Raw genomic sequence first — 24,119 nt, 5'->3', positions numbered from 1 at the left:
AGACACAGTCCACAGCGAACCGGATTGCCGGCGAAAAGATATAAGGCGCTGTGCAGCGCCAACAAGCCGGAACTGTGACAAGGCGGCGCCAGCAAAGGGGCGCAAAGACGCGCGCGGGTCTGAGGCGGCCGCTCAGACCGGCACGGTGTAGTTCAGCGCCATGCGCCCACCGTCGACCATGATGATCTCGCCGGTGATGTAGCTGCTGGCGTCGCTGGCCAGGAAGGCGACCACGTCGGCGATTTCGCTCGGCTCGCCCAGCCGCTTGAGCGGCGTGCGCATCATGATCTTGTGCTTGGCCTCGTCGCTGGTCAGCACGGCCTTGGCCGCCAGCTCGGTGGCGATGGTGCCGGGGCCGACGGCGTTGACGCGCACGCCGCGGTCGGCCAGCGCCAGCGCCATGGCGCGCGTCAGCTGGTTGATGCCGCCCTTGGTGACGTTGTAGCTGGCGATGTTGGGGATGGCCAGCACGCTGTTCACGCTGCTCATGTTGACGATGCTGCCGCGCCCGGCCTTGACCATTTCGCGCGCCACGGCCTGGCCCATCAGGAACGAGCCCTTCAGGTTGACGCGCAGCACGGCGTCGAAGTCGGCCTCGGTCACGTCGAGGAAGTCGGCGGCGCGGAAGATGCCGGCGTTGTTGACCAGCACGTCGATGCGCCCGAAGTCGGCCATCACCTGCGCCACCAGCGCGTCCACCTGCGCTTTGTTGCCGACGTCGCAGTGGATGTAGCGCGCCTTCAGCTCGCCCGCCAGCGCCTGGCCGGGCGCGTCGGCCACGTCGCAGAGCACGACCTGAGCGCCTTCCTGCGCGAAGCGGCGCGCGCAGGCCTCGCCAATGCCCTGGGCGGCCCCCGTGACGACGACGACGCGGCCAGCCAGGCCAAACGACACGGTGGAAGAAGCGGGCGCTGCGCTCATGGGCGATGTCTCCTTTTGTGAATCAAATAGGCCGCCAGCGCTACATGGGTCTGCGCGGGCAGCTATCAAAAAAATAGTAATCGGTAATCATCTTACCGGCGATTCGCCCGCCGGCCCACGGCCGCCACCGCTGTGCCGCTCGATCAGCCGCGCCAGCGCCTCGTGGCCTTCGCCCAGCGCCTGGTCGACCGCGGTGTGGCCATGCAGATCGGTCTGTTTCGGGTTGGCGCCGGCGTCCAGCAAGGCGCGCACGGCGGCGGTGTCGCCCCGGCGCGCGGCCCACATCAGCGCGGTGCGCCCCTGGCTGTCGGCGCTGTCGACCGGCGCGCCATCGGCCAGCGCTGCGCGCACGGCGGCCAGGTCGCCCGACTGCACGGCGCGCAGCAGGCGTTGGGCGGGTGCGGCGGCGGCGGGCGACGCCGCGCGCGCCGCGTTGGCTGCGGGGGCGCCAGGCGCGCTGGCGACGCCACCACTGGCTCCGGCGGACGCGGGCGCGCGGCGCTCCAGGTGGTTGGCGCCCGCGACCGCGGCGTCGTCCGGCGCGCGCGCGGCCGGTGCCTTGAGGTTGCCAGCGCCGATCGGTGCGCGCTGCGGTGCAGGCGCCATCTGGGCCGCTTCGCCCGCGGATTCGGTCATCACATCGGGCGGGGCCGCCGGGGCCGCGTCGCGCAGGGCCGCTGGCGCATCGCCCGTCGACGGTGCCGGAAATGCCTGGGGCGGCGCCGACATCGGGGCGTCGGCAAGCGGCGGTGGCGCAGGGCGCGCAGCGGGTGCCGGCGCGGGCGCCGGTGGCGCGGCAGGAGTTGGTTCCGCCCGCGCGCGGGAGCGGGCCTCTGGCGGAGGAGCGGGAACAGGCGCGGCCTGGGGAGCAGGCGTGGCTTCGCGCGCCTTGGCCGCGGACGGACCGGCGTGGCGGACGTCGTCGCGCGCCTGCGGCGCAGCTGCCGGTGCCGCAGGCGGGGCGTCTGCCTTGGCCGCAGCCGCCTCAGCTGGCGCGGCAGCCGGGGCAGACGACGCGACGGCCGGCTCGGCGGGCGCCGGGGCCACCTCTGCGCTGGGCGTGGCGGACGGTTGGCCCAGGCCCACGGCCTGATCGCCCGGCGGGCTGCGGTCGAACTGCAAGGCCAGCAGGCCGGCCAGGCCGAGCACGGCCACGCTGGCGGCGGCCGAGAACAGCCAGCGACGGTCGTTGGCGGCTTCCGGACGGCGGGCGACGCTGGTGGGCCCAGCGGCTGGGGCGGCCGCTTTCCCGTCGGCTGAGCCCGTCGCGGGCACTGCGGCGGCGGGCGCGTTGGCGCCTTGAGCCCGTTCTTCCGCTACCCGCGCGGCCTGCGCCAGCACGTTGGCGCGCAACGCGGCGCCGGGCGCCTGGTAGTCCAGCGCCGTCGCCTCGCGCCAGCGCGCCAGCAGCTCGTCGTCCTCGGGGCGGAACGTCGGGGCGGTCATGCCAGGGTCTCCAGGGCGCGGCGCAGGGCGCTGCGGGCGTAGCGCAGGCGGCTCTTGGCGGTTTCAAAGGGCACGCCGGTGGCGGCGGCGATGTCGGCCACGCTCATCTCGGCCTCGGCCTGCAGCAAAAAGGCTTCGCGCTGGTCGTCGGGCAGGGCCTGCACGGCGGCCAGCAGCTGTTCGGCCTGCTGGCGGGTTTCGATGCGGCGCACGGGGCCGAAGCCGGACGGCGCGGCCAGCGTGTCGGCCAGGCTGGGCGCGTCGTCATCGTCGTTGGCGCTGCCGTCCAGGCTGTGCGTGGGGCGGCTGGCGCGCAGGTGGTCGACCACGCGGTTGCGCGCGATGGTGAACAGCCAGGTGCCAAAGCGCGCGGGCGGCAGGTCGGCGCGCGAAGCGCTGGGCGCGTAGTGATCGGCCTGCTGGGCCACGCGCAGCCAGACGTCCTGCGCCAGCTCGTCCGCCGTGGCGGGGTTGCCAACGCTGCGCAGCACGAAGCGCCACAGCCGCTTTTCGTGCCGCGTGTACAGCGTCTCGAACGCGCGCAAGTCGCCCGCGGCGTAGGCGCGCATCAGGTCGGCGTCGGCGGGCAGGACGTCCACAGGCATGGCGCGGATTATGGCGAGCGCGGGTGACTGGCCCGCGCAGGCCGGCCAGCGCGCCCGGCCGTGCCCAGGCGGAAGGCGGCCGCGCACGCCCAACGAGGCGCGTGTGCGAGGCTCAGCGCCAGCGCGGCGGGTCAGGCACATAGCCTGCATCGGACGACTCCGGAAATGCGTCCGGGCGCTGCGGCACCGGACGCCCATATGCGGGGATCACGCCCATGGCGATCAGGTTGTCGCGGCTGTCGTAGCGGATGCTGATCACCTCATCGGGCTGGCTTGAGCGCCGGTCGAAGCGCGTGGTGCCACTGTATGAGGTCTCGCGCTCGCCGTGGCCGGTGCCCAGGCGCGGCGAGGCGGGGGCAGACTTTGACTGCGGCGACGCCTCGCGCACCTCGTCGCTGGGGTAGCCGTTGGGCGCGGCGGCTTCGTCGCTGCGCGCGGCACCGGCGGGGCTTTCGCGGGTCGACGGGTAACCGGGGTAGCGCGGCATGGGGTGGACGGGTGGCCGGTAGCGCTCGCGGAACACCGCTACGCCGATCACGCCGACGTTGTCTGGTCGGCCGGTGCGTGCGGCGTACGAACGCGGCAGTGCAGTGAAGTGAAAGGCCGCCACTTCGGCCTCGTTCTTGCGCCAACCGGTGATCTGGGCGTTCTGGTAGCGCGAGAGCACGTAGCCGGACTGGTCCCAGCTGGCGGTGTCGCCGGTGACGACGTTGACGCCGTCGACGGACATCACGCCCATCAGGCGTTCGCTGCTGGCGTTGCGGATCTGCACGGCGTAGCGCGCGCCGGGCCGTCCGGCGACCCACCATTCACCGTTGTGGTGGTACACGGGCAACCGGGTGCCGCTGTCGCGGTCGATCACGTCCACGTCGATCAGGCGGCCGACGGCATGCGCCGGCACCTGGGCCAGCAAGGTGGTGGCGGCCAGGGTGGCCGCGGCGGCGAGGCGGGCGAGTTTCATGCAGGATTCCTTCGAGAAAACAGGGGAACAGGCCTTGAAACGGGTCGGCGGCGCAAATGGGGTGACCAGAGGCCAGACAATGTGTGACGGCTGGTAACGCGGCGTGCGCCTGTGGGTGCTGGGCGCCAATGGGCCAGCCGCTCCCGCAGGTCCGCCTCTACACTGTCAAACCCCTTTTTTGACCGGTGTACCCACCATGACCGCGCTCACCCTGCCCGTGCTGTTCACCGACGTCGACGGGCGCGCGCGCTTTCGCGACGACCCGGTGGCGCTGGAGGAGGGCTCGCCCCTCGCGCGCCTGTCGGCGCTGCAGGCCTCGGGCGGTTGCCAGTTCCGGCGCAGCCCGGTCGGCTTTGCCAGCGACTTCCACTGCACCACCACGCCGCAATGGCTGGTGGTGCTGCAGGGCCGCATGGAGATCGGCCTGCAGGACGGCACCACCCGCGTGTTCGGCCCGGGCGAATGCTTTTATTCCAACGACACGCTGCCCGAAGGCGCCAGCTTCGATGCGCAGCGCCACGGCCACCGCAGCCGCCTGCTGGGCGACGAGGCCCTGGTCACGCTGTTCGTGCGGGCGTGATCACAGTGCCTTGTTTAATATCATTTTGATAGCTGCTTGCGCAGGTGGTTGTAGCGCTGCAGGTCATTTTGGTTTGAAAATATGTAAACGGCCCGCAGCGGCTTTCACCACGCCCGCGCCACCATCCACGCGCCCAGCAGCACCAGCGCGCCCATGAAGCACAGCTTGAAGCGCGCGGGCGACAGCCTCTGGCGCAGCCATTGGCCGGCCTGCATGCCGATCAGCGCCGGTAGCACCAGCAGGGCGGACCCCGCGGCAGCAGTGGCCGGGTACTGCTGGTTGAGCGCCAGCCCGAGCGCCAGCGCGACGGTGGACACGGTGAAGGCCAGGCCCATGGCCTGCACCAACTCGTCGCGCGCCAGGCCCAGCGCCTGCAGGTAGGGCACGGCCGGCACCACGAACACGCCGGTCATCGCCGTCACCAGCCCGGTCGCCGCGCCCACCAACGGCCCCGCCACGCGCTGCGCGGCGTCCGACACGCGCGGCAGCTGCGCGCCCGCCAGGCCCCAGCCGCCGTACGCGATCAGCGCCACGCCCAGCGCGGCCTCGGCCCACGCGCCCGAGGGCGCGCCCAGCCACCACGCGCCGGCCAGCGTGCCGACCACCACGCCGACCTGCATCGGCCCCAGCCGCCGCGCCAGCGCGGGCAGCGTGCGCCAGGGGCGCATCTGCCACACGTTGGTGACCAGCGAGGGCAGGATCAGCAGCGCCGCCGCCTGCGCCGGCGGCATGCGCAGCGCCAGCAGCGCCATCGCCAGCGTCGGCAGCCCCAGCCCGACGACGCCCTTGACCACGCCCGCGGCTAGGAACACGGTGACGCTGAACAGCAGGTGCGGGTCGGACAGCAGAGGTGCGGTGGACATGGCGGTACGGGTGGGAGTTGAGTTGTTGGGTGCCGATTCTGGGCGCGCCAGTCCGCCAAGTCACTGCGGCATCGCCACACGCTGGCTCAGCCTGTGGCTGAGGCTCATCGGCAAGGACGAACGCGCCGTGCTAGCCTGCGCGCATGCCCAACCCGCCTGCCGCCGATGCGCCTGGACCTGATCGACCTGCGCCTGTTCCTGCACGTGCACGAGCAAGGCAGCATCACCGCCGGCGCGGCGCGCAGCCACATGACGCTGGCCTCGGCCAGCGCGCGCATCCGGGCGCTGGAAGACGCGCTGGGCACGCCCCTGCTGCTGCGCGACCGGCGCGGCGTGCAGGCCACACCCGCCGGCCAGACCCTGGCGCGCGAGGCGCAGGCCGTGTTGGCGCAGATGGACCAGTTGCAGGCCGCGCTGGCCCAGCACATCCGCGGGCCCAAGGCGCACCTGCGCCTGCTGGCCAACACCTCGGCCGCCACCGTGCACCTGCCGCCGCTGCTGGCGCGCTTCCTGGCGGCGCACCCCGGCTACACGCTCGCGCTGGACGAGCGGCGCAGCGCCGACATCGCCGACGCGCTGCGCCGCGGCCGCGCCGACCTGGCCGTGCTGTCGGACGCGGCCGATCTGCAGGGGCTGGACGTCACCCCGCTGCGCGCCGACCCGCTGGTGCTGGTCGTGCCGCGCGGCCACGCGCTGGCCGGGCGCCGCCGGCTGGCGCTGGCCGATGCGCTGGGAGAGCCCTTCATCGGCCTGCCCGACACCAACGCGCTGCAGGCCCTGGTCACCGAGCAGGCGCGGCGCCTGCAGGACGGCTGGGATGGCCGCGTGCGGCTGGGCAGTCTGGAAGCGGTCTGCCGCATGGTCGCGCTGGGCGCCGGCGTTGCGGTGGTCCCCCGCGCCATGGCCGAACGCGAAGCCGCGTCCGGCCGCCTGCGCCGCGTGCCGCTGTCCGACGCCTGGGCCCAGCGCCAACTGGTGCTGGCGGGGCGCGATCTGGCGGCGTTGCCCGCGGCGACGGCGCGGCTGGCGCGGTTTTTGATCGACGCGACGGATGGCGGCGCGTCGGGTGCTTAGCCGGGGCGTTATGGCAGGGCGATCACCGGTCGCTGGCGCGCTTCACGATTGAGAGAGAAATCGGCCTGTGGCCCTACAAACACCAGCGCAGGCAGCTATCTAAGAGATAGCAGTTGGGTGGGTGAAGGGCGAAGCAGGCATGAAAAAAGGCTTCCTAAGAAGCCTTTCTTTTGAGCTGCGTGAGTCCGCGGTTCAGCGCCCGTAGCCGCCGCCCGCGCGGTTGCGGTTGCCACCGCCACCACCACCGAAACCACCTCGGCTACCGCCGCCGCTGCGGTTGCCACCGCCGCCACCGCCCTTGTTGCGGTTGCCGCCGCCTTTGCCCTTGCCCATCATGTCGATGCTGGTGCGCATCGGGTCGGGCTGGCCCACGGCGCCGTGGCTGGGGCCGCGCGGTGCGTTGCGGCGGCCGTGCAGGTTGGTCTGCAATGGGTCGATGTTGCGCGGCAGGTAGTCGGGGTCGCGGTCTTCATCGTCAAAGCCGAATTCGCGTGTGGCCTGCGGCGCTGGGCGTGGAGCATGGTGCGCGTTGCCGTTGCCGTTGCCGTTGCCGTTGCCGTTGCCGTTGCCGTTGCCACCCGCACGCGGGCCTTGGACGCTGTTGCCGTTGGCGTTGCCACCGCGGCCGCGGCGGTTGCGGCTGCGGCCGCTGCGCTCGCCCTGCGGACGGTCGCTGGGCGGACGGCTGCCTTCGATCGGCAGGCCGTCGGCACCCAGCTCGACCACTCCGTCGGCCCGGGGCGCATCGGCGCGCGGGCCAGTCGGGCGGCGGTTGCCCTGCTGCTGCGGCGCGCCACGGCCACCTTGGCCGCGTCCGCCGCCGCCCTGGGCAGCTTTGTTGTCGCGGATGCGCTGCATCATGTCCTGGCGCGCGGCACGGGCGGCGGCCTGCATGACGTCGCGGCTGGGCGGTTTGCCCAGGCCGCCCCACAGGGTCTGGCGGCCCATGGCGATCGGCTCGGCCTGCTCGCCTTCGGCAGGGCCGAAGCCGTCCAGGATTTCCACCGGGATCTGCTGCTTGGTGAAGCGCTCGATCTCGTGCATGAAGCCTTCTTCGTCCATGCACACCAGGCTCACGGCCTGGCCGCTGGCGCCGGCGCGGCCGGTGCGGCCGATGCGGTGGACGTAATCCTCGGGCACGTTCGGGATTTCGTAGTTGACGACGTGCGGCAGCTCATCGATGTCGATACCGCGCGCGGCGATGTCGGTCGCCACCAGGGCGCGCAGCTCGCCGCTCTTGAATTCGGCCAGCGCCTGCGTGCGCGCCGACTGGCTCTTGTTGCCGTGCAGCGCCATGGCCTTGATGCCGTGCTTGGTCAGGTACTCGGCCACGTTGTTGGCGCCGTACTTGGTGCGGGTGAACACCAGCACCTGGCTCCAGTCGCCCTGGTCGATCAGGTGGGCCAGCACTTCCTTCTTGCGGCCGCGGCCCACGGGGTAGATCAGCTGGCTGATGCGCTCGACCGTGGTGTTGGGCGGCGTGACCTGGATGTGCTTGGGGTCCTTGAGCAGGCCATTGGCCAGGTCGCGGATCTCGTCGCTGAAGGTGGCCGAGAACAGCAGGCTTTGCTTGGCCTTGGGCAGCAGGGCCAGCACCTTCTTGACGTCGTGGATGAAGCCCATGTCGAGCATGCGGTCGGCTTCGTCCAGCACCAGGATCTCGACCTTGGACAGGTCGATGAAACCCTGCTGTTGCAGATCGAGCAGGCGGCCAGGCGTGGCCACCAGGATGTCGCAGCCGGCCTTGATGCGGCTGATCTGCGGGGTCATGCCCACGCCGCCAAAGATGACGGTGGAACTCAGTTCAAGGTATTTGCCGTAGGCGCGCACCGATTCTTCAACCTGCGCCGCCAGTTCGCGCGTGGGCGTCAGCACCAAGGCGCGGATGCAGCCGGACGTGGCGCCGGGGCGACCGCTTAGCAGTTGCAGCATTGGCAGGGTGAAGCCGGCGGTCTTGCCGGTGCCGGTCTGTGCGCCGGCGAGCAGGTCGCTGCCCTCCAGAACGGCGGGAATGGCTTGCGCCTGCACGGGGGTAGGGGCGGTGTAGCCCTGTTCCTGCACGGCCTTCAGAATGGCCGGTGCCAGATTCAGATCTTCAAAGTTCATCTAAGTGTGTGGCGCCGGGTCTCTGTCGCGGCGCTGCTGCTTGTCAACCTGATCCGGCAAGGCTGCCGGGCCAGTCAAAGGCTGAAAGCGGGTTCTTCAAAAGCGGGCGATCGGGGCTTGTGTCTCCCTCATGACCCCAGCGCAAGAGCTGGCTGCACGGCTGTACTGGTGGGCCGCGAGCAGGGGCATTATCGCATGGCGGGGCGGTTTCGCCTGTGGGCAGTTTTCAACGCTTGCGGCGTGCGGTTGCCGAGGTGTTGCGTATCGGCGCCACGCATGGCATGTCCCCAGTGGCGCGGCGCGGCGCCGAAGCACCGATAATCGAGGTTGAACGGCGGGCGCTCCGCGCGCTTCGCAAACACGCCGTACCCCCATCCTTTTTTGAACGATTATGGCTCTGCGCCGGCTGTGGGTCTGCGCAGCAAGCTATTGATTTGAGAGTAAACACATGGCTCAGTATGTCTATACGATGAACCGCGTCAGCAAGATCGTGCCGCCCAAGCGGCAGATCTTGAAGGACATTTCGCTGTCGTTCTTCCCCGGCGCCAAGATCGGCGTGCTGGGCCTGAACGGCTCGGGCAAGTCGACGCTGCTGAAGATCATGGCGGGCATCGACAAGGAGATCGAAGGCGAAGCCATTCCGATGCCGGGCCTAGACGTCGGCTACCTGCCGCAGGAGCCGCAGCTCAACCCCGAAAACACGGTGCGCCAGGAAGTCGAGCTGGCCATGGGCGAGGTCAACGCCGCCCGCGCACGGCTGGAGGAGATCTACGCCGCCTACGCCGAGCCGGACGCCGACTTCGACGCCCTTTCCGAAGAACAAGGCAAGCTGGAAGCCGTGATCGCCGCCGCCGGCACCGACAGCGAACACCAGCTGGAGATCGCCGCCGATGCGCTGCGCCTGCCGCCATGGGACGCGGTGATCGGCAAGCTGTCGGGTGGTGAAAAGCGCCGCGTGGCGCTGTGCAAGCTGTTGCTGTCCAAGCCCGACATGCTGCTGCTGGACGAGCCGACCAACCACCTGGATGCCGAGAGTGTCGAGTGGTTGGAGATCTTCCTCAAGCGCTTCACCGGCACCGTAGTGGCCATCACCCACGACCGCTACTTCCTGGACAACGCGGCCGAGTGGATTCTGGAACTGGACCGCGGCCACGGCATTCCGTACAAGGGCAACTACTCCACCTGGCTCGATCAGAAAGAAGCGCGCCTGAAGCAGGAGCAGAAGACCGAGGACGCGCGTGCCAAGGCGATGAAAAAGGAACTGGAGTGGGCCCGCGCCAACCCCAAAGGCCGCCAGGCCAAGTCCAAGGCCCGTTTGGCCCGCTTTGAAGAGCTGAGCGATTACGAATACCAGCGCCGCAACGAAACGCAGGAGATCTTCATCCCCGTGGCCGAGCGCCTGGGCCATGAAGTCTTCGAATTCAAGAACGTCAGCAAGAGCTTTGGCGACCGCTTGCTGATCGATGACCTCAGCTTCAAGGTGCCCGCGGGCGCCATCGTCGGCATCATCGGCCCCAACGGCGCCGGCAAGTCGACGCTGTTCAAGCTGATCGCGGGGACGGAGCAGCCCGACTCGGGCGAAGTCACCATCGGCAAGACGGTGAAGATGGCCTTTGTCGACCAGCACCGCGACGCGCTGGCCGATGAAAAGACCGTGTGGGAAGACATCTCCGGCGGGCTGGACATCATCACCGTGGGCAAATTCCAGATGCCCAGCCGCGCGTACGCCGGCCGCTTCAACTTCAACGGGCAGGACCAGCAGAAGAAGATCGGCATGCTGTCGGGCGGTGAACGCGGGCGCCTGCACCTGGCCAAGACGCTGATGCAGGGTGGCAACGTGCTGCTGCTGGACGAACCGTCGAACGACCTGGACGTCGAAACCCTGCGCGCGCTGGAAGACGCGCTGCTGGAATTTGCCGGCAGCGTGATGGTCATCAGCCACGACCGCTGGTTCCTGGACCGCATCTGCACCCACATCCTGGCCGCCGAAGGCGACAGCCAATGGGTGTTCTTCGACGGCAACTACCAGGAATACGAAGCCGACAAGAAGAAGCGCCTGGGCGAAGAAGGCGCGCGCCCGCACCGCGTGCGCTACAAGGCGCTCAAGTAAGCAGGGTGTGCGCAGGGAGCTGCGCTATTCATAGCAAAAGGCCAGCGCATGCTGGCCTTTTTTGTCGGTGTGCGACGACGCTGGTGACGGCTACAGCAGGCCCTTGATCGCCAGCGCGCCCATGCCCAGCACGCCGGCTTGCCAGCCGATCAGGCGCAGCCAGCTGGCCTGGCGGCTTTCCACCCAGCGGTAGAGCAGGGCGCCAGCGGCGATCGACGCGGCCACGGCCACCGCCAAACCCAGCGCGTTGATGGCGATGCCGCTCGGCCACAGCGCGTGCCACACCGCGTTGACGAGCAGGCACACCGCGAAGTGGATCAGGAAGATGGAGTACGAACGCTGGCCCATCCACACCAGCGGCGCCCAGCGCGCATTGCGCCACGCCGCGGGCCAGCGCACCGCGCCCGCCGTGGCCAGGACCAGCGCGACGACCCAGGCCAGCGCGATGCGTGTGCGCCATTCCAGCGCCAGCGCGACCGCGCCGCAGGCGAGCATCGCCGCCACCCAGGCCGACCGCTCCAACGCGCTGCGGCTGTGCGCGGCCCACCAGGCCATCATGCCCAGCGCGTAGGCGCCGACGAAGTACAGCGCCCAGGGGTCGAGGTCGCTGTTCAGGTTCCACCACCACAGCGACACACAGGCCAGGGTGACGATGCCGATTTGCGCCAGCGTCGGGACCGTGGCCGAGCCGCCGGCGCCGCGCAGCGTACGACCGCTGAAACGCAGGCTGGCCCAGAACCACAGTGCACACAGCGCATACAACTGGAAGTCGATCGCCACATACCAGACCCCCGCCGACAGCGATTCCCAGCCGCCGATGCTTTGCACCAGCAGCAGGTGGGCCAGCACTTGGTCCCAGGTCGGCGCGTCGGACACGGAGGCGTGCACGAAGCCCAGCTCGCGCACGCCTTCGTTGATGAAGATCGTCACCACCAGCGCCGCGCAGTACGGCAGCGCGAGGCGCGCGAAGCGCTTGCCCAGCAGCGGCAGGGGCTCGCTCACACGCGGCACGCCCTGCGGTGCCAGGGCAGCCGCCGCCAGGTAACCGCCCAGCACCAGGAAGACCTGCACCGCCATGCGCCCGTACTCGAACAGCCCCTCCATCAGCGCCGACGCCGCAGGCCAGACGACATCGGCCATCGGTCCGTAGAACGCCAGGTGGTGGCCGATGATGACCAGGCAGGCCAGCGCCTTGGCCTGATCGATCCAGGGGTTGCGGGAGGTCACGTTGGGGGGAGGGCGAGTTGACAGCACGGCGGGCAGTCGCACCGCGGCAGGCAGGTTCTTGCGGTGGCGCTGGGAGCGTCCACAGGGTTCAAGGCGTCGGTCGAAAACTTGTAACGCGCCAGCCACGCGCCCGGTCGACAAGGTGGCGGTGGCGCAAATGAAGTGGGGGTGCTGTCCGTCAAGACCCAACCACGCGGCAATGGCCCGGCCGCAGGCAGGCGTGTCGGGGTATTTTGCTTCTCAAATGATAGCTGCTTGCACAGGTGGTTCTAGGTCTGGCGGGTAATATGGTCCTGAAAATCGCGCCATGCCCCGCCCGGGCCCATCAGGGCTTGTTGCCAGCGCTGGGCGTGGTGGATGCCCGACTGGCGTCGGTGGCCGCCTTGGCCGCTTCGGCCGCGGCCTTGGCGGCGTTGTCGGCGGCGGTGGCGGCGCTTTCGGACGAGCCGGTGTGGGTGCCTGCGGCTTCGGCGCTGCGGGCCGCGTTCTGGGCGGCCTGGGCGGCGGACGCTGCGGCGGCAGCAGCGTTGTTGGCCGCGCCCGCAGCGTTGGTGGCGTCGGACATCGCGGCACCGGCCGGCGCCGGGGTTTCAGGGGTGGCGGCTTCGCGCTTGCCGCAGGCGCCCAGGCTCAGGGTGGCGGCGATTAGGGCAAGGGCCAAGACATGGGGCGTACGGAAAAAAGGGTTTCGGGACATGCGTCACCTCCTTCGACTCGGGAAGACACCGCCGGCCCACTGCCCGCGACCGCTTCCGGTGGATGGCATGCCCGGATTTTTGGCCTGTGCGCGCGCCCAGGCTTGTCGGACAAGGCCCCGGCCGTGTGACAGGGCCCGGGGATGCATAAAAAAGCGCGCTGGCCTTACTTTTGCCGTGACCGGCTGATCGACGCGATCAAATGCCACAAGGGAATGGTCTCCTCGATGTAGGTGCGGTGGCCCTCCGGCGTCAGGCGGCGTCCGCGCACCATCACGACGCCCTGTGCTTCCTGAGCGGCCACGAAAGCCGGGTCGGCAACGGCCTGCACGATGGCGGCGTTCAGTTTGGCCTGCAGCGCAGGGGCCAAGCCTTTGGGCGCGTAAAAGCCATGCCAGATGGACAGCTCCAGGTCGCGCGAGAACATGCGGCGCAACGTTGTCAGGCGCTCAAACGGTGGCTGCGCCAGCGGCGTGCTGGTGGTTAGGGCGTAGCCCTGCACTTCGCCGGCCGCCAACGGGCCCTTGACGGTCGGCGTCTGGTCGCACAGCAAGTCGACCTTGCCGTCCTTCAGCGCCTTCATGGCCGGTGCACTGCCGGGAAAGTCGGCGTGGGCAAACGTCTTGCCGGTCAGGCTCTGCAGGAACAGCCCGCATAGGAACGAGGCCGAGCCCGCGCCAGCGTCGGCCAGGCGCACCTTGGCGGGGTCGGTTTCCGACAGCCACTTGACGAGATCGGACGGCGTCTTGGCCGCCAGCGTGGAGCGCCCGAGCACGACCATGGGCGATTCCAGCACGAGGCCGAGGTAGCTGAAGTCGGTCTTGGGGTCGAACGGCAGCTTCTCGCCCAGTGCGGGCAGCAAGGCAATGTTGGTGTTGGTGAAAAGAAGCGTTTTGCCATCCGGCGCAGCTTTGGCGACACTGGCCAGCCCATTGACGCCGCCAGGGCTGGGCATGTTCTTCACGCTGATCGTGGCGCCGTCCAGGGCCCGGCTGAGCGGCTTGAGCAGCGCGCGCAGCGTGCGGTCGGTCGGTCCATCAGCCGCGTAGGGAACGACGATGAGGATGGCGTCGGAGGTGGCGGCCAGCACGGGCGTCAGGCCGAGCGCGCAGCACGCGCTCAGCGCCACGCGCAACAGGGGACGGGACGAGGTGGCGCTGATGTCAGCGGCATATCGCAGAAAACGTCGCATGCGGTAGCCTTTCGGATTCAGCCAAGGGATTCGATATTGTGGCAAAACGTACTACAAACACCGACGCTTTAAGGGTATCTGTGGGCTGAGGGAGACACCCGGCCGCCCAAGGGGGAGCGCGGGTCGGCCTGAGCAGCTGACAGCCCGGCGCACTAACGCCTGGCGGCCGACAGGCGTTCGACCGCCTTGAGGGTCTCTTCGACGTGGCGCAGTGGGTCGCTTCCCTGGTGCGCAAAGACCACTTTGCCGTCCTGGCCGACGACATAGGAGATGCGGCTGGCCATGCCGGGCAGCAATGACGCGGCGTCGTAAGCACGGATGGTTCTGGCGTCGGGGTCGGAGGCCACGGCGAACTTGTCGCGGCACTCCTCCACGCTGAATTTCTTCAAGGTCTCGATGGTGTCGTGCGACATGCCGACCACGGTAGCGCCCAGCGCGGCGAAGCGGGGCGTGGCTTCAGCGAAAGCGTTGGCCTCGACCGTGCAGCCTTTCGTGAACGCCTTGGGAAAGAAGTAGAGCACCACCGGCCCTTTCTTCAGTGCCGCAGCCATGTCGAAGGCGAACGATTTGCCGGCCACTGCGGCGTCGGTCTTGAAGGGGGGAGCGGCGTCGCCCGGCTTGAGCGCTGCCAGCGTGCTCATGGCGGTTGATGCCGCCGCCAGGGCGACGCAGGCGTGGCGGGTGAAAAAGAAGGGTCGAGTCATACAGACTCCGTGGGCGCCACGACCGGCGCCGTTGCAGGCATGGTACGAAAATGCGAGAAGGGCTGCAGCGCGCAGTGCTGCGCGGCGGGCCCGGGCAGGCAGGGATGCGCCGTGAAAATCAGTTGCGGTCCGGGCGCGGCGCCCGGATCGGGCAGTAGCCGGGCGCGCAAGGCAGGGTGGGTGCGGCCACCAGCGCGTAGGGCTTGGGCAGGCGCTCCTCGACCAGCACCATCGGCGGGTAGTAGGTCATCGCTGCAGGTGCGACGTAGCCGCCTTCGTGGAAAGGACGCCACGTGGGGTTGAACTTCCCGGCATCAGGAATGCCGTGTTCCTTCCAGGGGGAGTTGGGCAGCACGTCGTCGTCGTTGACCGCGTCAGGTGCAGCATGGGCGGCGCCAGCCAGCAGGAAGGCGGCGGCAATCAGCAGGGCGGGTCTCTTCATGTTCGTTGGCTCCCTCGTGCCGCGGCGGTGCGCGGCCAGCAGTGTGAATGGCTGTGCAAGGCAGTGTAACGACTTGTCGGCCGTGGCCCTAGCGGTGCAGGTCGCCCCGCGTTGTCAGCGTGGCGCCTACGCTGCAGCCGGTCAGTCTGCGTGGCCGAGGCACGACAATGCGCGCCATGACCACAGCCGCCTCAACGTCCGCGCCGTCCGCGCGCCCCCGCATCGCCCTGGTCGCCACCGGCGGCACCATCGCCGGCGCCGGCACGGGGGGAGACGCAACGCCGTCCGCGGCTTACCAGTCGGCGGTGGTCACGGCCGACGCGCTGGTGGCCGGGGTGCCCGGCCTGGCGCGGCTGGCCGATCTGCGGGCGGAGCAGCTGTTCCAGATCGATTCGGCCGATTTCACCGACGAGCGCCTGCTGCAACTGGCGCGCCGCGTCGCTGCGCTGTGCGCCCAGCCCGACTTTGATGGCGTGGTCATCACCCACGGCACCGACACGATGGAGGAGACGGCGTACTTCCTGCACCTGACGGTGCCGACCGACAAACCCGTGGTGCTCACGGGCGCGATGCGTCCCGGCACCGCGCTGGCCGCCGACGGCCCGGTCAACCTGCTGCACGCGGTGGCGGTGGCGGCGCACCCGTCCAGCGCCGGGCGCGGCGTGCTGGTGGTGATGAACGAGCAGATTCACAGCGCGCGCGACGTCGCCAAGGTGCACGCCATGCGCGTGGACGCCTTTGCGTCGCCGCATGGCGCGCTCGGTCTGGTGGTGGAAGGCACGCCGCGCTGGTACCGCGGGCTGACGCGGCCGCATACGCGCACCAGCGAATTCGACATCGCCGCCATCGACACGCTGCCGCTGGTTGGCGTGGTGGCCAGCCACGGCAACATGCGGCGCGAGCTGTACGACGCGTGGGCCAGCGCCGGCGCGCGCGCCATCGTCCACGTGGGCTTTGGCGGCGGCACCGTGCCGGCCTACCTGCAGGCGCTGTTGCCCGAACTGCGCGACCGTGGCGTGCAAGTGGTGCGCGCGGCGCGGGTCGGCGACGGCCCGGTGATCCGCAACGCCAATTACGACGACGACGCGGCCGGCAGCGTGGTGGTGGACGATCAGAACCCGCAGCGCGCGCGGCTGCTGGCGGCGCTGGCGCTCACGCGCACGCAGGACGCGTGCGAGATCCAGCAGGTGTTCTGGCGCTACTGAGCGTTCTGGGCGAAGTGGTCGCCGCGGTCGCTCGCGCGCCATGGCGGCGGCCCTGCCCAAGCCCCTGGTGGGTCGCTTTGCGCGACCTTCCCCATGTGCTCGTATGCTATCGAATCGGAAGCTGCCTGCGCAGGTGGCTGTAGGTCTGAGCGCTGTTTTTCCACTCAAGCTGGCCGTTTGGCCAACAAGCGGCGCCGCACCTTCTCGATGTTGTTGCGCAGCGCAAACAGCTCTTCGGCGTGCGCCAGCGGCACGGCAATGCCGTTGGCCACGCGGTCCAGCTCGTCCAGCTCGTTCAGCAGCTCGTCGCGTTCGCCCGTCCCTTCGTCGACCTTGGTTTCGATGGCGCGCAGCCGCGCGTACCAGCGGAACACGCGCCGACGCACGCGGAAGGTGTACAGCGGCGGCACCACGCGCGACAGCGGCAGCAGCAGCACGATCAAACCGCCGATCACCAGCCACATGCGGTCCAGCAGGTTGCTGGCCCAGAACGGCAGGTAGCGCTGCCAGAACGGCGGTGTGCCGTTGATCGCGCGCTCGCCCTCGGCGCTGACCGGCAGCTCGCTGGTGCGCGTGTTGGGAAAGTCGCGCGTGCCGTTCAGCCAGCCAGCGCGGCTGTGGATCGACTGCGCGGCCTGCGCGAACAGCTGGCGCAGCGCGGGGTGCGTGTCTTCGCGCGACAGCAGCGAGGTGGTGGCCGCCAGCAGCGTGACGTCCTCCGGCGGAATGTCCTTGGCCAGGTCGGCGACGCCGCGCGGCAGCGTCACCGTGCTCAGGAAGGGAAAGCGCCGCGTGTACGCGTCGGCCTGGGCCAGTTCCAGCGGCTGCACGCCCGGCGTGCGCAACAGCTGGCGCACCACGGCGGATTGCGGCGCGCTGGTCAGCACCACGGCGTCCAGCTGGCCAGCCAAAAGCGCTTCGCCCGCGGCGTTGGGCGGCAGGTGCGACAGCTGCAGCTGCTCGGCGTTCAGGCCGTTGGCGCGCAGCAGGCGCTGCATCAGCTGCGGCACGCCGCTGCCGACCTGATCGACGTTGATGCGCAGGCGGCTGATCTGCGCCAGCGACTGCGGTTGCAGTGGCGGCGTGGGCGCCGGGGCCGACGCCGCATGTGCCGGTGGGGCGGCCGCAGGGGCTGCAGGCGCCGATGCCGCCCGGCCGGGCGCTGAGGCAGCTTCGGCGGGCATGGCCAGCGCCTGCGGGCGGTAGAAGATCCACAGCGGCTCGTAGAACAGCGCGCCGAGCGAAAGCAGGGTGGTGTCGTCCTCGCTGGCCGGCTCGGCGGCAGAAGCGGGCGCTGCGGCACCCGACGCCGCGCCATCCGGTGGCTGCGCCTGACCAGCGCCGTTGGCGGTGGCTGGCGCGGCACCGCTGCCACCGCGCACGAAGGCGACGTCGGCCTTGCCGTCGCGCAGCAGTTGCAGGTTGGCGACCGAGCCCTCTGTCGGAATCAGCTCGACCGTGATGCCTTCGCGCGCCAGCGCCGTGGCGTAGCGCTTGCCGAAGCCGGCGTAGGCGCTGCCTTCCGGCCCGGTGGCCAGGCGCACGGTCTTGGGTGGCTGCGGGTCCAGCCACCAGTACGCGGCCACCAGCAGGCCGACCGCGAGGATGGCCACAGGGCCGGCGGACGCGAGCATGTCGCGCACGCCCAGCACCCAGAGCATGATGGTTCTTCGCAAGGATCCCATCGGGCGATTCTATGGGGCAAATCAGCCGCTGGCGCTAGAACCACCAGCGCGGCCAGCTAGCAAATCTGCAGCAGAAGGTAACCACACCTCGCCCGCTGGCACGCCCTGCGCGGCCCGCACCGCGTTGACGCACGCGCGCGCCACCGCTTCACCGGCCATCACGCACAGCACGTTGAAATCCGTGGCCTGCGATTGCCCGGTGGCCAGGGCGAACAGCGTGTCGCCGTCGCTCATGGTGTGTACCGGGCGGATGGCGCGCGCCAGGCCGTCGTGGCCGGCGCCGGCCAGGCGCTGGCATTGCGCCTTGGTCAGCGGCGCGTCGGTGGCGACCACGCCGATGGTGGTGTTGGTGCCCGACAGCAGCGACAGCGGCGCCTCGCCCGCCAGCACGGCCGCCACGCTGTTGCGCAGCGCGTCGCTGGTGACGGTGCGTGCACCCGCAATGGGTACGCCGGTGGCCGGGTCGACCACGTCGCCCAGCGCGTTGACGGCGATCAGCGCGCCCACCGTGACGCCGTTCACCGTGACCGACGCCGTGCCGATACCGCCCTTCATCGCGTACGGCATACCGAACAGTTTGCCGACGGTGGCGCCCGCGCCCGCGCCCACGTTCCCTTGCGCCAGCGGCGCGTCGGACGCGGCGGCACAGGCGGCTTCGCCAGCGGCCGCGTCGGGGCGGATGCGCGCGTCGCCCACGTGCAGGTCGAACAGCACGGCTGCGGGGACGATGGGCACGATCTGCCCCGGCGCCGTGCCCACCGGCAGGCCGATGCCGCGCTCGCCCAGCCATCGCATCACGCCGCCGGCTGCGTCCAAGCCCCAGGCGCTGCCGCCGGTCAGCAGCACGGCGTGCACCACGCCGACCAGGTTGGCGGGGTCCAGCAGATCGGTTTCGCGCGTGCCGGGCGCCGCGCCGCGCACATCGACGCCGCCCACCGCGCCTTGCGGCGCGATGACCACGCTGCAGCCGGTGGGGCGGCGCGAGTCGGTGAAATGACCGGCCTGCAGGCCGCGCACCTGGGTGATGCCGCCGGCGTGCAGCGGGGGCGGGGCGAGGGGGAATTCGGTGGAAGCGACCATGCGCGGGCGGCGACAAGCGGGCAAAAGGGACGGTCGGCCATCGTAGCGTGCCCGCGTGGCAGGCCGCGAGCCCGTCGCCAGCGCGACTGACGGCCAGGCGCGACAATCGCTAAGGTCAGATGCCTTGCTGCGCGCCGCTGGGTGGCCGCTGCAGGGCGCTTCGTTTTTCTCGTCAGGATTGCCCGTGCCCTTGTCCCCCCCTGCTCCCCGTGCCCACCTTCACAACCGCGATGTCAGCTTTCGCGGCTACCAGCGCGATGACGGCCTGTGGGACATTGAAGCCGAACTGCGCGACGCCAAGACGATGGCTTTCACCATCCCCGGCGAGCGCACGCGTGCGGCGGGCGAGCCGATCCATGGCATGCGCATCCGCCTGACGGTGGACGACCAGACCGTGGTGCGTGCCATCGAAGTCGACATGGAGCACGTGCCGCATGGCCCCTGCCCCGAGGCCGCCGCGCCCATGCAGCGCATGGTGGGCGCCAGCCTGTCGCGCGGCTGGCGCCGCTCGATCGAAGAGCACCTGGGCGGCATCCAGGGCTGCACGCATTTGCGTGAGTTGCTGTTCAACATGGCGACGGCGGCGTTCCAGACCATGGTGCGCAGCCTGACGCTGCCCGACGGCGTGCCGCCGCCCTTCCTGGGCAAGTGCAAAACCTGGGACTTCGACAGCCCGACGGTGGAGAAGATCTACCCGATGTTCTTTCAGCGCCAGCACGAACGGGTGGACTGAGGCGGGGAGAGCGCGTTTCGACGAGATAGCAGGGACGCCCGTATCGGGTGGGGCGGCGCCGGTGACGTCAGACGTGCCGGAGCGCAGCGGCTGCGCTGGAGGCAATGTCTGGGCTGAATTTTCAGGAAAAAAGGCGGGTCGGCCTTAGAACCACCTGCGCAGGCAGCTATGCAAAAAATAGCAAATGGCGAGCGCGCGCAACGCGCGCGACGCGCCTTACAGCCACTTCTGCATCATGAGCGCGTGCCCTTCGGCCGGGTCGAGCACGTAGGGCGCGAAGCCAAAGCGCTCGTAGCTGCGCTGGGCCCGTTGGTTGCCGGACAGCACCTCCAGGGTTAGCTTGCAGCAGCCGCGTTCGCGGGCATGCGCCTGGCACGCCGCCAGCAAGGCCTGGCCAACGCCGCGTGCGCGGTGCGCCGGCAACACGGCCAGGTCGTGCACATTCATCAGCGGCCGCGCCTTGAAGGTGGAATAGCCTTCGATGGTGTTGATCAGGCCGATGGGCGCGTCGCCCAGCCAGGCGATGAAGCTCGCCGCCGAAGGCAGCTGCGCCAGGTCGTCGCACAGACGCTGTCTGACGTCCGCCGTCAGGGGCTCGCCGCCGCCCATTGGGTCTTGCGCATAGGCGTCCAGCAAGTCGATGAGCGCCGCGCGGTCGCGCGCGTCGGTGTAGTCGACGCGGCGCACCTGCAGCGCCGGGCTGTCGTCAGGGTGCATGGAATCAGTGCGGCCAGTGCGAGCCAGTGCGTCGCGTGGCGCGTCTTACTTGGACGCCTTGCCCTCCGCCGACTTGGCCGCAGGGGCTTTCGCGCCCGCCATCAGGGCGGCCTGGATGCGGTCCTTGTTGGCCGTCATGTAGGCGATGTTGGCCGCGTTGGTGCCGGCTTCTTCGGGCGTCTTGGGCTTCATCTCGGTAGCGACGCCGGCGCGCATGATGGCGAGCATGGTCATGACGTAGTCGCGCGCGGAAATCTGGTGCTTGTCCAGCAAGGCCTTGGCCTTGGGGTCGTTGTTCAGGCCGCTCGCCCAGCCATCCAGCGTGGTCGCGCCCTTGCCGATCGAGCCGCTGACTTTCTGTTCGCGCGCGTCCTTGACCAGCGCCAGGGCGCGGTCCACGGTTTCGTTGCTCAGGGTGTAGGTGAGCAGGGCGGTTTCGTCGGCGGCGGACAGCTTCGAGCCGCCTTTTTGCGCGGGCGCCTCGGCCTTGGCGGGGGCGGCAGGCGCATCGGCTTTCTGCTGCGCCATGGCCGCGCCGCTGCTCAGCCACAGGGCGGCGCCGACCAGCGCGGTGCTGGCGGCGGTCAGCCACAGCGGGCGGGTCAGGGCGCGGGGCAGGGTCTGGAGGGAAGTCGACATCAGAAAAATGGCTCCGAAAAGCGAGCAAAAGAAGCGAGGGTAGCGGCAACGCCACCCCCGCACGTCAACAGGTGTAACGCGCCAGCCCCGTGTTGCGCTGACCAGCGCAGGCCGTGCGACCTGGCTGCCGTGCCGCTTCAGGCGGCATATTCGTCCATCGGCAGGCAGCTGCAAAACAGGTTGCGGTCGCCGTACACGTTGTCGACGCGACCGACCGGCGGCCAGTACTTGACGCTGCCCGGCAGACGATGGGCGAGCGCCGCACCCACATCGCGCGGGTACGGGTGCGGCCAGTCGGCGGCCATCAGGCTTTCGGCCGTGTGCGGCGCGTTCTTCAGCGGGTTGTCGTCCTGCGGCCATTCGCCTTGTTCGATGCGGCGGATCTCGTGCCGGATGGCGATCATCGCGTCGATGAAGCGGTCGATTTCTTCCAGCGTTTCGCTTTCGGTTGGCTCGACCATCAGCGTGTTGGCGACCGGGAAGCTGAGCGTCGGCGCGTGAAAGCCGTAGTCGGCCAGGCGCTTGGCCACGTCTTCGGCCATCACGCCGCTGGTTTCCTTCAGGCCGCGCAGGTCCAGGATGCATTCGTGCGCCACGTGGCCATTGCCTTCGCTGGCGTACAGCGTGGGGTAGTGCTCGGCCAGGCGCTTGCTGATGTAGTTGGCGCTCAGGATCGCAGTTTCGGTGGCGTGCTTCAGTCCGGCCGCGCCCATCATGCGCACGTACATCCAGCTGATCGGCAGCACGCCGGCGTTGCCGTAGGGCGCGGCGCTGACCGGGCCGACGCCACCGGCGGGGGCGGGCTGTGCCTGGTCACCCTGGCCGGGGCGCGCGGGCAGGTAGGGCACCAGGTCTTCGACCACGCACACTGGGCCAACGCCCGGGCCACCGCCGCCGTGCGGGATGCAGAAGGTCTTGTGCAGGTTGAGGTGGCTGACGTCGCCGCCAAACGCACCCGGCGCGGCCACGCCGACCAGCGCGTTCATGTTGGCGCCGTCGACGTAGACGCGGCCGCCGTGCTGGTGCACCAGCGCGCACAGCTCCTTCACCTGCGTTTCGAACACGCCGTGCGTGCTGGGGTAGGTGATCATCACGCAGGCCAGTTGCAGGCTGTGCTGTTCGCACTTGGCGCGCAGGTCATCCAGATCGACGTTGCCTTGCTCATCGCATTGCGTGACGACAACCTTCAGCCCCACCATCTGGGCGCTGGCCGGGTTGGTGCCGTGCGCGCTGCTGGGGATCAGGCAAACATCGCGCTGCGTGTCGCCGCGCGCGGCGTGCCAGGCCTTGATGGCCAAGAGGCCCGCGTATTCGCCCTGGCTGCCGGCGTTGGGCTGCAGGCTGACGTCGGCGTAGCCGGTGATGGTCGACAGCCAGCGGCGCAGCTGCGCGTCCAGCTCGGCGTAGCCGGCCTGCTGGTCGGCTGGGGCGAACGGGTGAACGTTGCCGAACTCGGGCCAGGTGATGGGGATCATCTCGCTGGTGGCGTTCAGCTTCATGGTGCAACTGCCCAGCGGTATCATGCTGCGGTCGAGCGCCAGGTCTTTGTCGGACAGCTGGCGGATGTAGCGCAGCATGCCGGTTTCGCTGTGGTGGCTATTGAACACCGGGTGCGTCAGGTAGGCGCTGGTGCGCTGCAGCGCGGCGGGCAGCAGCGCCGGCGCCGTGCCTTCCAGCGCGGCAAAGTCGGGCAGCGGCTGGCCGTCCGCGAAGATGGTCCACAGCTGTTCGACATCGGCGCGGGTGTGCGTCTCGTCGAACGACACACACAGGTAGTCTTTCCAGGCTTTTCTCAGGTTGACGCCCGACTGGACTGCGCGCGCAGCTATCGAATCGGTAGCTGCGTCGGTCTTGAAGCTGACGGTGTCAAAGCCCGAATCGTGGTGCATGGCGGTGAAGCCCAGGGCCTTCATGCCGGCCGTGAAGACGCTGGCCAGGCGCGTCACGCGCTGCGCGATGCGCTGCAGGCCCTGCGGGCCGTGGTAGACCGCGTACATGCTGGCGATGACGGCCGGGAGCACCTGCGCGGTGCAGATGTTGCTGGTGGCCTTTTCACGGCGGATGTGCTGCTCGCGCGTCTGCAGCGCTAGGCGGTAGGCTGGCTTGCCGTGCACGTCCACGCTGACGCCGACCAGGCGGCCGGGCAGGCTGCGTTTGAAGGCGTCCTTGCAGGCCATGAAGGCCGCGTGCGGGCCGCCTGCGCCCATGGGCATGCCAAAGCGCTGCGTGCTGCCGACGACGATGTCTGCACCCATTTCGCCGGGCGTTTTCAGCAGCGTCAGGGCCAACAGGTCGGCGGCGAAGATCACGGCAGCGCCTTTGGCATGGGCCTTGTCGGCCTCGGCGCTCCAGTCCATCAGCCAGCCGCTGCTGGCCGGGTACTGGATCAGCACGGCGAAGTAATCGTCCGCGGCGATGGCGGCGTCCCACTCCGCGGCGGAATCCGCCACCTTGATCGTCAGGCCCAGCGGCGCAGCGCGTGTCTGCATCACCTCGATCGTCTGCGGGTGCGCGTCGCCAAAGACGACGATGGTGTTGCCCTTGGCCTTGACCGAGCGGCGCGCCAGCGTCATCGCTTCGGCCGCGGCGGTGGCCTCGTCCAGCATCGACGCATTGGCGATGTCCATGCCGGTGAGGTCCGTCACCATGGTCTGGAAGTTGACCAGCGCTTCCATGCGGCCCTGACTGATCTCGGCCTGGTAGGGCGTGTACGCGGTGTACCAGGCGGGGTTTTCGAGGATGTTGCGCAGGATCACGCCTGGTGTGTGTGTGCCGTAGTAGCCCTGGCCGATGAAGCTTTTCAGCAAGCGGTTCTTGCCGGCGATGGCCTTCAGTTCGGTCAGCGCTGAGGCCTCGGTCACGGCGGGCGGCAGGGCCATAACGTCGCTGCGCGCGATGGCGCGTGGGACGATGGCGTCGATCAGCGCCTGGCGCGAGGGCTCGCCGATGACGGCCAGCATCTGGCGCTCCTCGTCGGGCGTGACGCCGATGTGGCGGGCGATGAATTCGCCAGCGTTTTCCAACTGGCTCAGGTCGGGTGTGGCGGGTGCGGCAGGCTTGGCGGACATGCGTCGGGTCTCCAGTCAAAGCGTTCGGCAAGGCGCGCCAAGCCCGGGGCCGCCTGGCCCGCGGGC

The 24,119-nt window shown here is 69.7% G+C and carries 21 protein-coding genes; 5 read left to right on the top strand and 16 right to left on the bottom strand.

The window, feature by feature from the left end; genetic code table 11:
- Nucleotides 1-132: 132 nt before the first annotated feature.
- The 4 genes from FVQ98_RS12755 to FVQ98_RS12740 all read right to left on the bottom strand — a co-directional run bounded on the left by FVQ98_RS12755 (nt 133) and on the right by FVQ98_RS12740 (nt 3,933).
- The gene (locus FVQ98_RS12755; RefSeq protein ID WP_147913833.1) at nt 133-921 is read right to left on the bottom strand and encodes an SDR family NAD(P)-dependent oxidoreductase; all 789 of its coding nucleotides are present in this window, start codon (nt 919-921) and stop codon (nt 133-135) included.
- Between the two features lie 87 nt (nt 922-1,008).
- Entirely contained in the window at nt 1,009-2,367 is a 1,359-nt protein-coding gene (locus tag FVQ98_RS12750; protein ID WP_147913832.1) for an ankyrin repeat domain-containing protein, read from the bottom strand.
- The gene (locus FVQ98_RS12745) at nt 2,364-2,972 is read right to left on the bottom strand and encodes a sigma-70 family RNA polymerase sigma factor (protein ID WP_255507768.1); all 609 of its coding nucleotides are present in this window, start codon (nt 2,970-2,972) and stop codon (nt 2,364-2,366) included. Before FVQ98_RS12745 ends, FVQ98_RS12750 begins: the two co-directional genes overlap by 4 nt.
- Before the next feature lie 112 nt (nt 2,973-3,084).
- Nucleotides 3,085-3,933 carry a hypothetical protein gene (locus FVQ98_RS12740; RefSeq protein WP_147913831.1) on the bottom strand — a complete coding sequence of 283 codons (849 nt, stop codon included), beginning with the start codon at nt 3,931-3,933 and terminating at the stop codon, nt 3,085-3,087.
- Between the two features lie 196 nt (nt 3,934-4,129).
- On the opposite strand from FVQ98_RS12740, the gene FVQ98_RS12735 reads away from it, so the two are divergent.
- Complete coding sequence (locus FVQ98_RS12735) at nt 4,130-4,513, top strand: cupin domain-containing protein (protein ID WP_147913830.1); 384 nt, start codon at nt 4,130-4,132, stop codon at nt 4,511-4,513.
- A gap of 104 nt (nt 4,514-4,617) precedes the next feature.
- On the opposite strand, the gene FVQ98_RS12730 is transcribed toward FVQ98_RS12735, so the two are convergent.
- The gene (locus FVQ98_RS12730; RefSeq protein ID WP_147913829.1) at nt 4,618-5,376 is read right to left on the bottom strand and encodes a sulfite exporter TauE/SafE family protein; all 759 of its coding nucleotides are present in this window, start codon (nt 5,374-5,376) and stop codon (nt 4,618-4,620) included.
- Between the two features lie 165 nt (nt 5,377-5,541).
- Between FVQ98_RS12730 and FVQ98_RS12725 the strand changes: the two genes are divergently transcribed.
- Nucleotides 5,542-6,450 carry a LysR family transcriptional regulator gene (locus FVQ98_RS12725; protein WP_147913828.1) on the top strand — a complete coding sequence of 303 codons (909 nt, stop codon included), beginning with the start codon at nt 5,542-5,544 and terminating at the stop codon, nt 6,448-6,450.
- 192 nt (nt 6,451-6,642) lie between these two features.
- Here FVQ98_RS12725 and FVQ98_RS12720 read toward each other — a convergent pair whose 3' ends face one another.
- Nucleotides 6,643-8,556 (bottom strand): DEAD/DEAH box helicase, encoded by a 1,914-nt coding sequence (locus FVQ98_RS12720; protein ID WP_147913827.1) that lies wholly within the window; start codon nt 8,554-8,556, stop codon nt 6,643-6,645.
- A 448-nt stretch (nt 8,557-9,004) separates the two neighbouring features.
- Between FVQ98_RS12720 and ettA the strand changes: the two genes are divergently transcribed.
- Nucleotides 9,005-10,666, top strand: a complete 1,662-nt coding sequence (ettA, locus tag FVQ98_RS12715) for an energy-dependent translational throttle protein EttA (protein WP_147913826.1) — start codon at nt 9,005-9,007, stop codon at nt 10,664-10,666.
- Nucleotides 10,667-10,756: 90 nt separating this feature from the next.
- Here ettA and FVQ98_RS12710 read toward each other — a convergent pair whose 3' ends face one another.
- The 5 genes from FVQ98_RS12710 to FVQ98_RS12690 form a co-directional block, all read right to left on the bottom strand.
- Nucleotides 10,757-11,893 (bottom strand): acyltransferase family protein, encoded by a 1,137-nt coding sequence (locus tag FVQ98_RS12710; RefSeq protein ID WP_255507767.1) that lies wholly within the window; start codon nt 11,891-11,893, stop codon nt 10,757-10,759.
- Between the two features lie 325 nt (nt 11,894-12,218).
- Complete coding sequence (locus FVQ98_RS12705; protein ID WP_147913825.1) at nt 12,219-12,590, bottom strand: hypothetical protein; 372 nt, start codon at nt 12,588-12,590, stop codon at nt 12,219-12,221.
- Between the two features lie 164 nt (nt 12,591-12,754).
- The gene (locus FVQ98_RS12700) at nt 12,755-13,780 is read right to left on the bottom strand and encodes a tripartite tricarboxylate transporter substrate-binding protein (RefSeq protein WP_147913824.1); all 1,026 of its coding nucleotides are present in this window, start codon (nt 13,778-13,780) and stop codon (nt 12,755-12,757) included.
- Nucleotides 13,781-13,932: 152 nt separating this feature from the next.
- Complete coding sequence (locus tag FVQ98_RS12695) at nt 13,933-14,484, bottom strand: peroxiredoxin (RefSeq protein ID WP_147913823.1); 552 nt, start codon at nt 14,482-14,484, stop codon at nt 13,933-13,935.
- Between the two features lie 118 nt (nt 14,485-14,602).
- Nucleotides 14,603-14,926, bottom strand: a complete 324-nt coding sequence (locus tag FVQ98_RS12690) for a hypothetical protein (RefSeq protein WP_147913822.1) — start codon at nt 14,924-14,926, stop codon at nt 14,603-14,605.
- Nucleotides 14,927-15,102: 176 nt separating this feature from the next.
- On the opposite strand from FVQ98_RS12690, the gene FVQ98_RS12685 reads away from it, so the two are divergent.
- Nucleotides 15,103-16,131 (top strand): asparaginase, encoded by a 1,029-nt coding sequence (locus FVQ98_RS12685; RefSeq protein WP_222707605.1) that lies wholly within the window; start codon nt 15,103-15,105, stop codon nt 16,129-16,131.
- 164 nt (nt 16,132-16,295) lie between these two features.
- Here the strand turns inward: FVQ98_RS12685 and FVQ98_RS12680 are convergent, their stop codons facing one another.
- Both FVQ98_RS12680 and FVQ98_RS12675 read right to left on the bottom strand, forming a co-directional pair.
- Nucleotides 16,296-17,816 (bottom strand): TAXI family TRAP transporter solute-binding subunit, encoded by a 1,521-nt coding sequence (locus FVQ98_RS12680; protein ID WP_147913820.1) that lies wholly within the window; start codon nt 17,814-17,816, stop codon nt 16,296-16,298.
- Between the two features lie 21 nt (nt 17,817-17,837).
- Nucleotides 17,838-18,896, bottom strand: a complete 1,059-nt coding sequence (locus FVQ98_RS12675) for a P1 family peptidase (RefSeq protein WP_147913819.1) — start codon at nt 18,894-18,896, stop codon at nt 17,838-17,840.
- Between the two features lie 184 nt (nt 18,897-19,080).
- Here FVQ98_RS12675 and FVQ98_RS12670 point away from each other — a divergent pair, with 184 nt between their 5' ends.
- The gene (locus FVQ98_RS12670; protein ID WP_147913818.1) at nt 19,081-19,629 is read left to right on the top strand and encodes a DUF2889 domain-containing protein; all 549 of its coding nucleotides are present in this window, start codon (nt 19,081-19,083) and stop codon (nt 19,627-19,629) included.
- A 216-nt stretch (nt 19,630-19,845) separates the two neighbouring features.
- Here FVQ98_RS12670 and FVQ98_RS12665 read toward each other — a convergent pair whose 3' ends face one another.
- The 3 genes from FVQ98_RS12665 to gcvP all read right to left on the bottom strand — a co-directional run bounded on the left by FVQ98_RS12665 (nt 19,846) and on the right by gcvP (nt 24,053).
- A complete protein-coding gene (locus tag FVQ98_RS12665; RefSeq protein WP_147913817.1) occupies nt 19,846-20,346 on the bottom strand; it encodes a GNAT family N-acetyltransferase in 501 nt (166 codons plus the stop codon).
- Between the two features lie 45 nt (nt 20,347-20,391).
- Nucleotides 20,392-20,985 carry a hypothetical protein gene (locus FVQ98_RS12660; RefSeq protein ID WP_147913816.1) on the bottom strand — a complete coding sequence of 198 codons (594 nt, stop codon included), beginning with the start codon at nt 20,983-20,985 and terminating at the stop codon, nt 20,392-20,394.
- 137 nt (nt 20,986-21,122) lie between these two features.
- Nucleotides 21,123-24,053, bottom strand: coding sequence for an aminomethyl-transferring glycine dehydrogenase (gene gcvP, locus FVQ98_RS12655; protein ID WP_147913815.1), 2,931 nt, complete (start codon nt 24,051-24,053; stop codon nt 21,123-21,125).
- Nucleotides 24,054-24,119 lie beyond the last annotated feature (66 nt).

It is taken from the genome of Ottowia flava (assembly GCF_008017535.1).
Taxonomy (GTDB): domain Bacteria; phylum Pseudomonadota; class Gammaproteobacteria; order Burkholderiales; family Burkholderiaceae_C; genus Ottowia; species Ottowia flava.
Note: the sequence above shows the minus strand (reverse complement) of the source record. Positions and strands in the feature narration are given on the sequence as shown.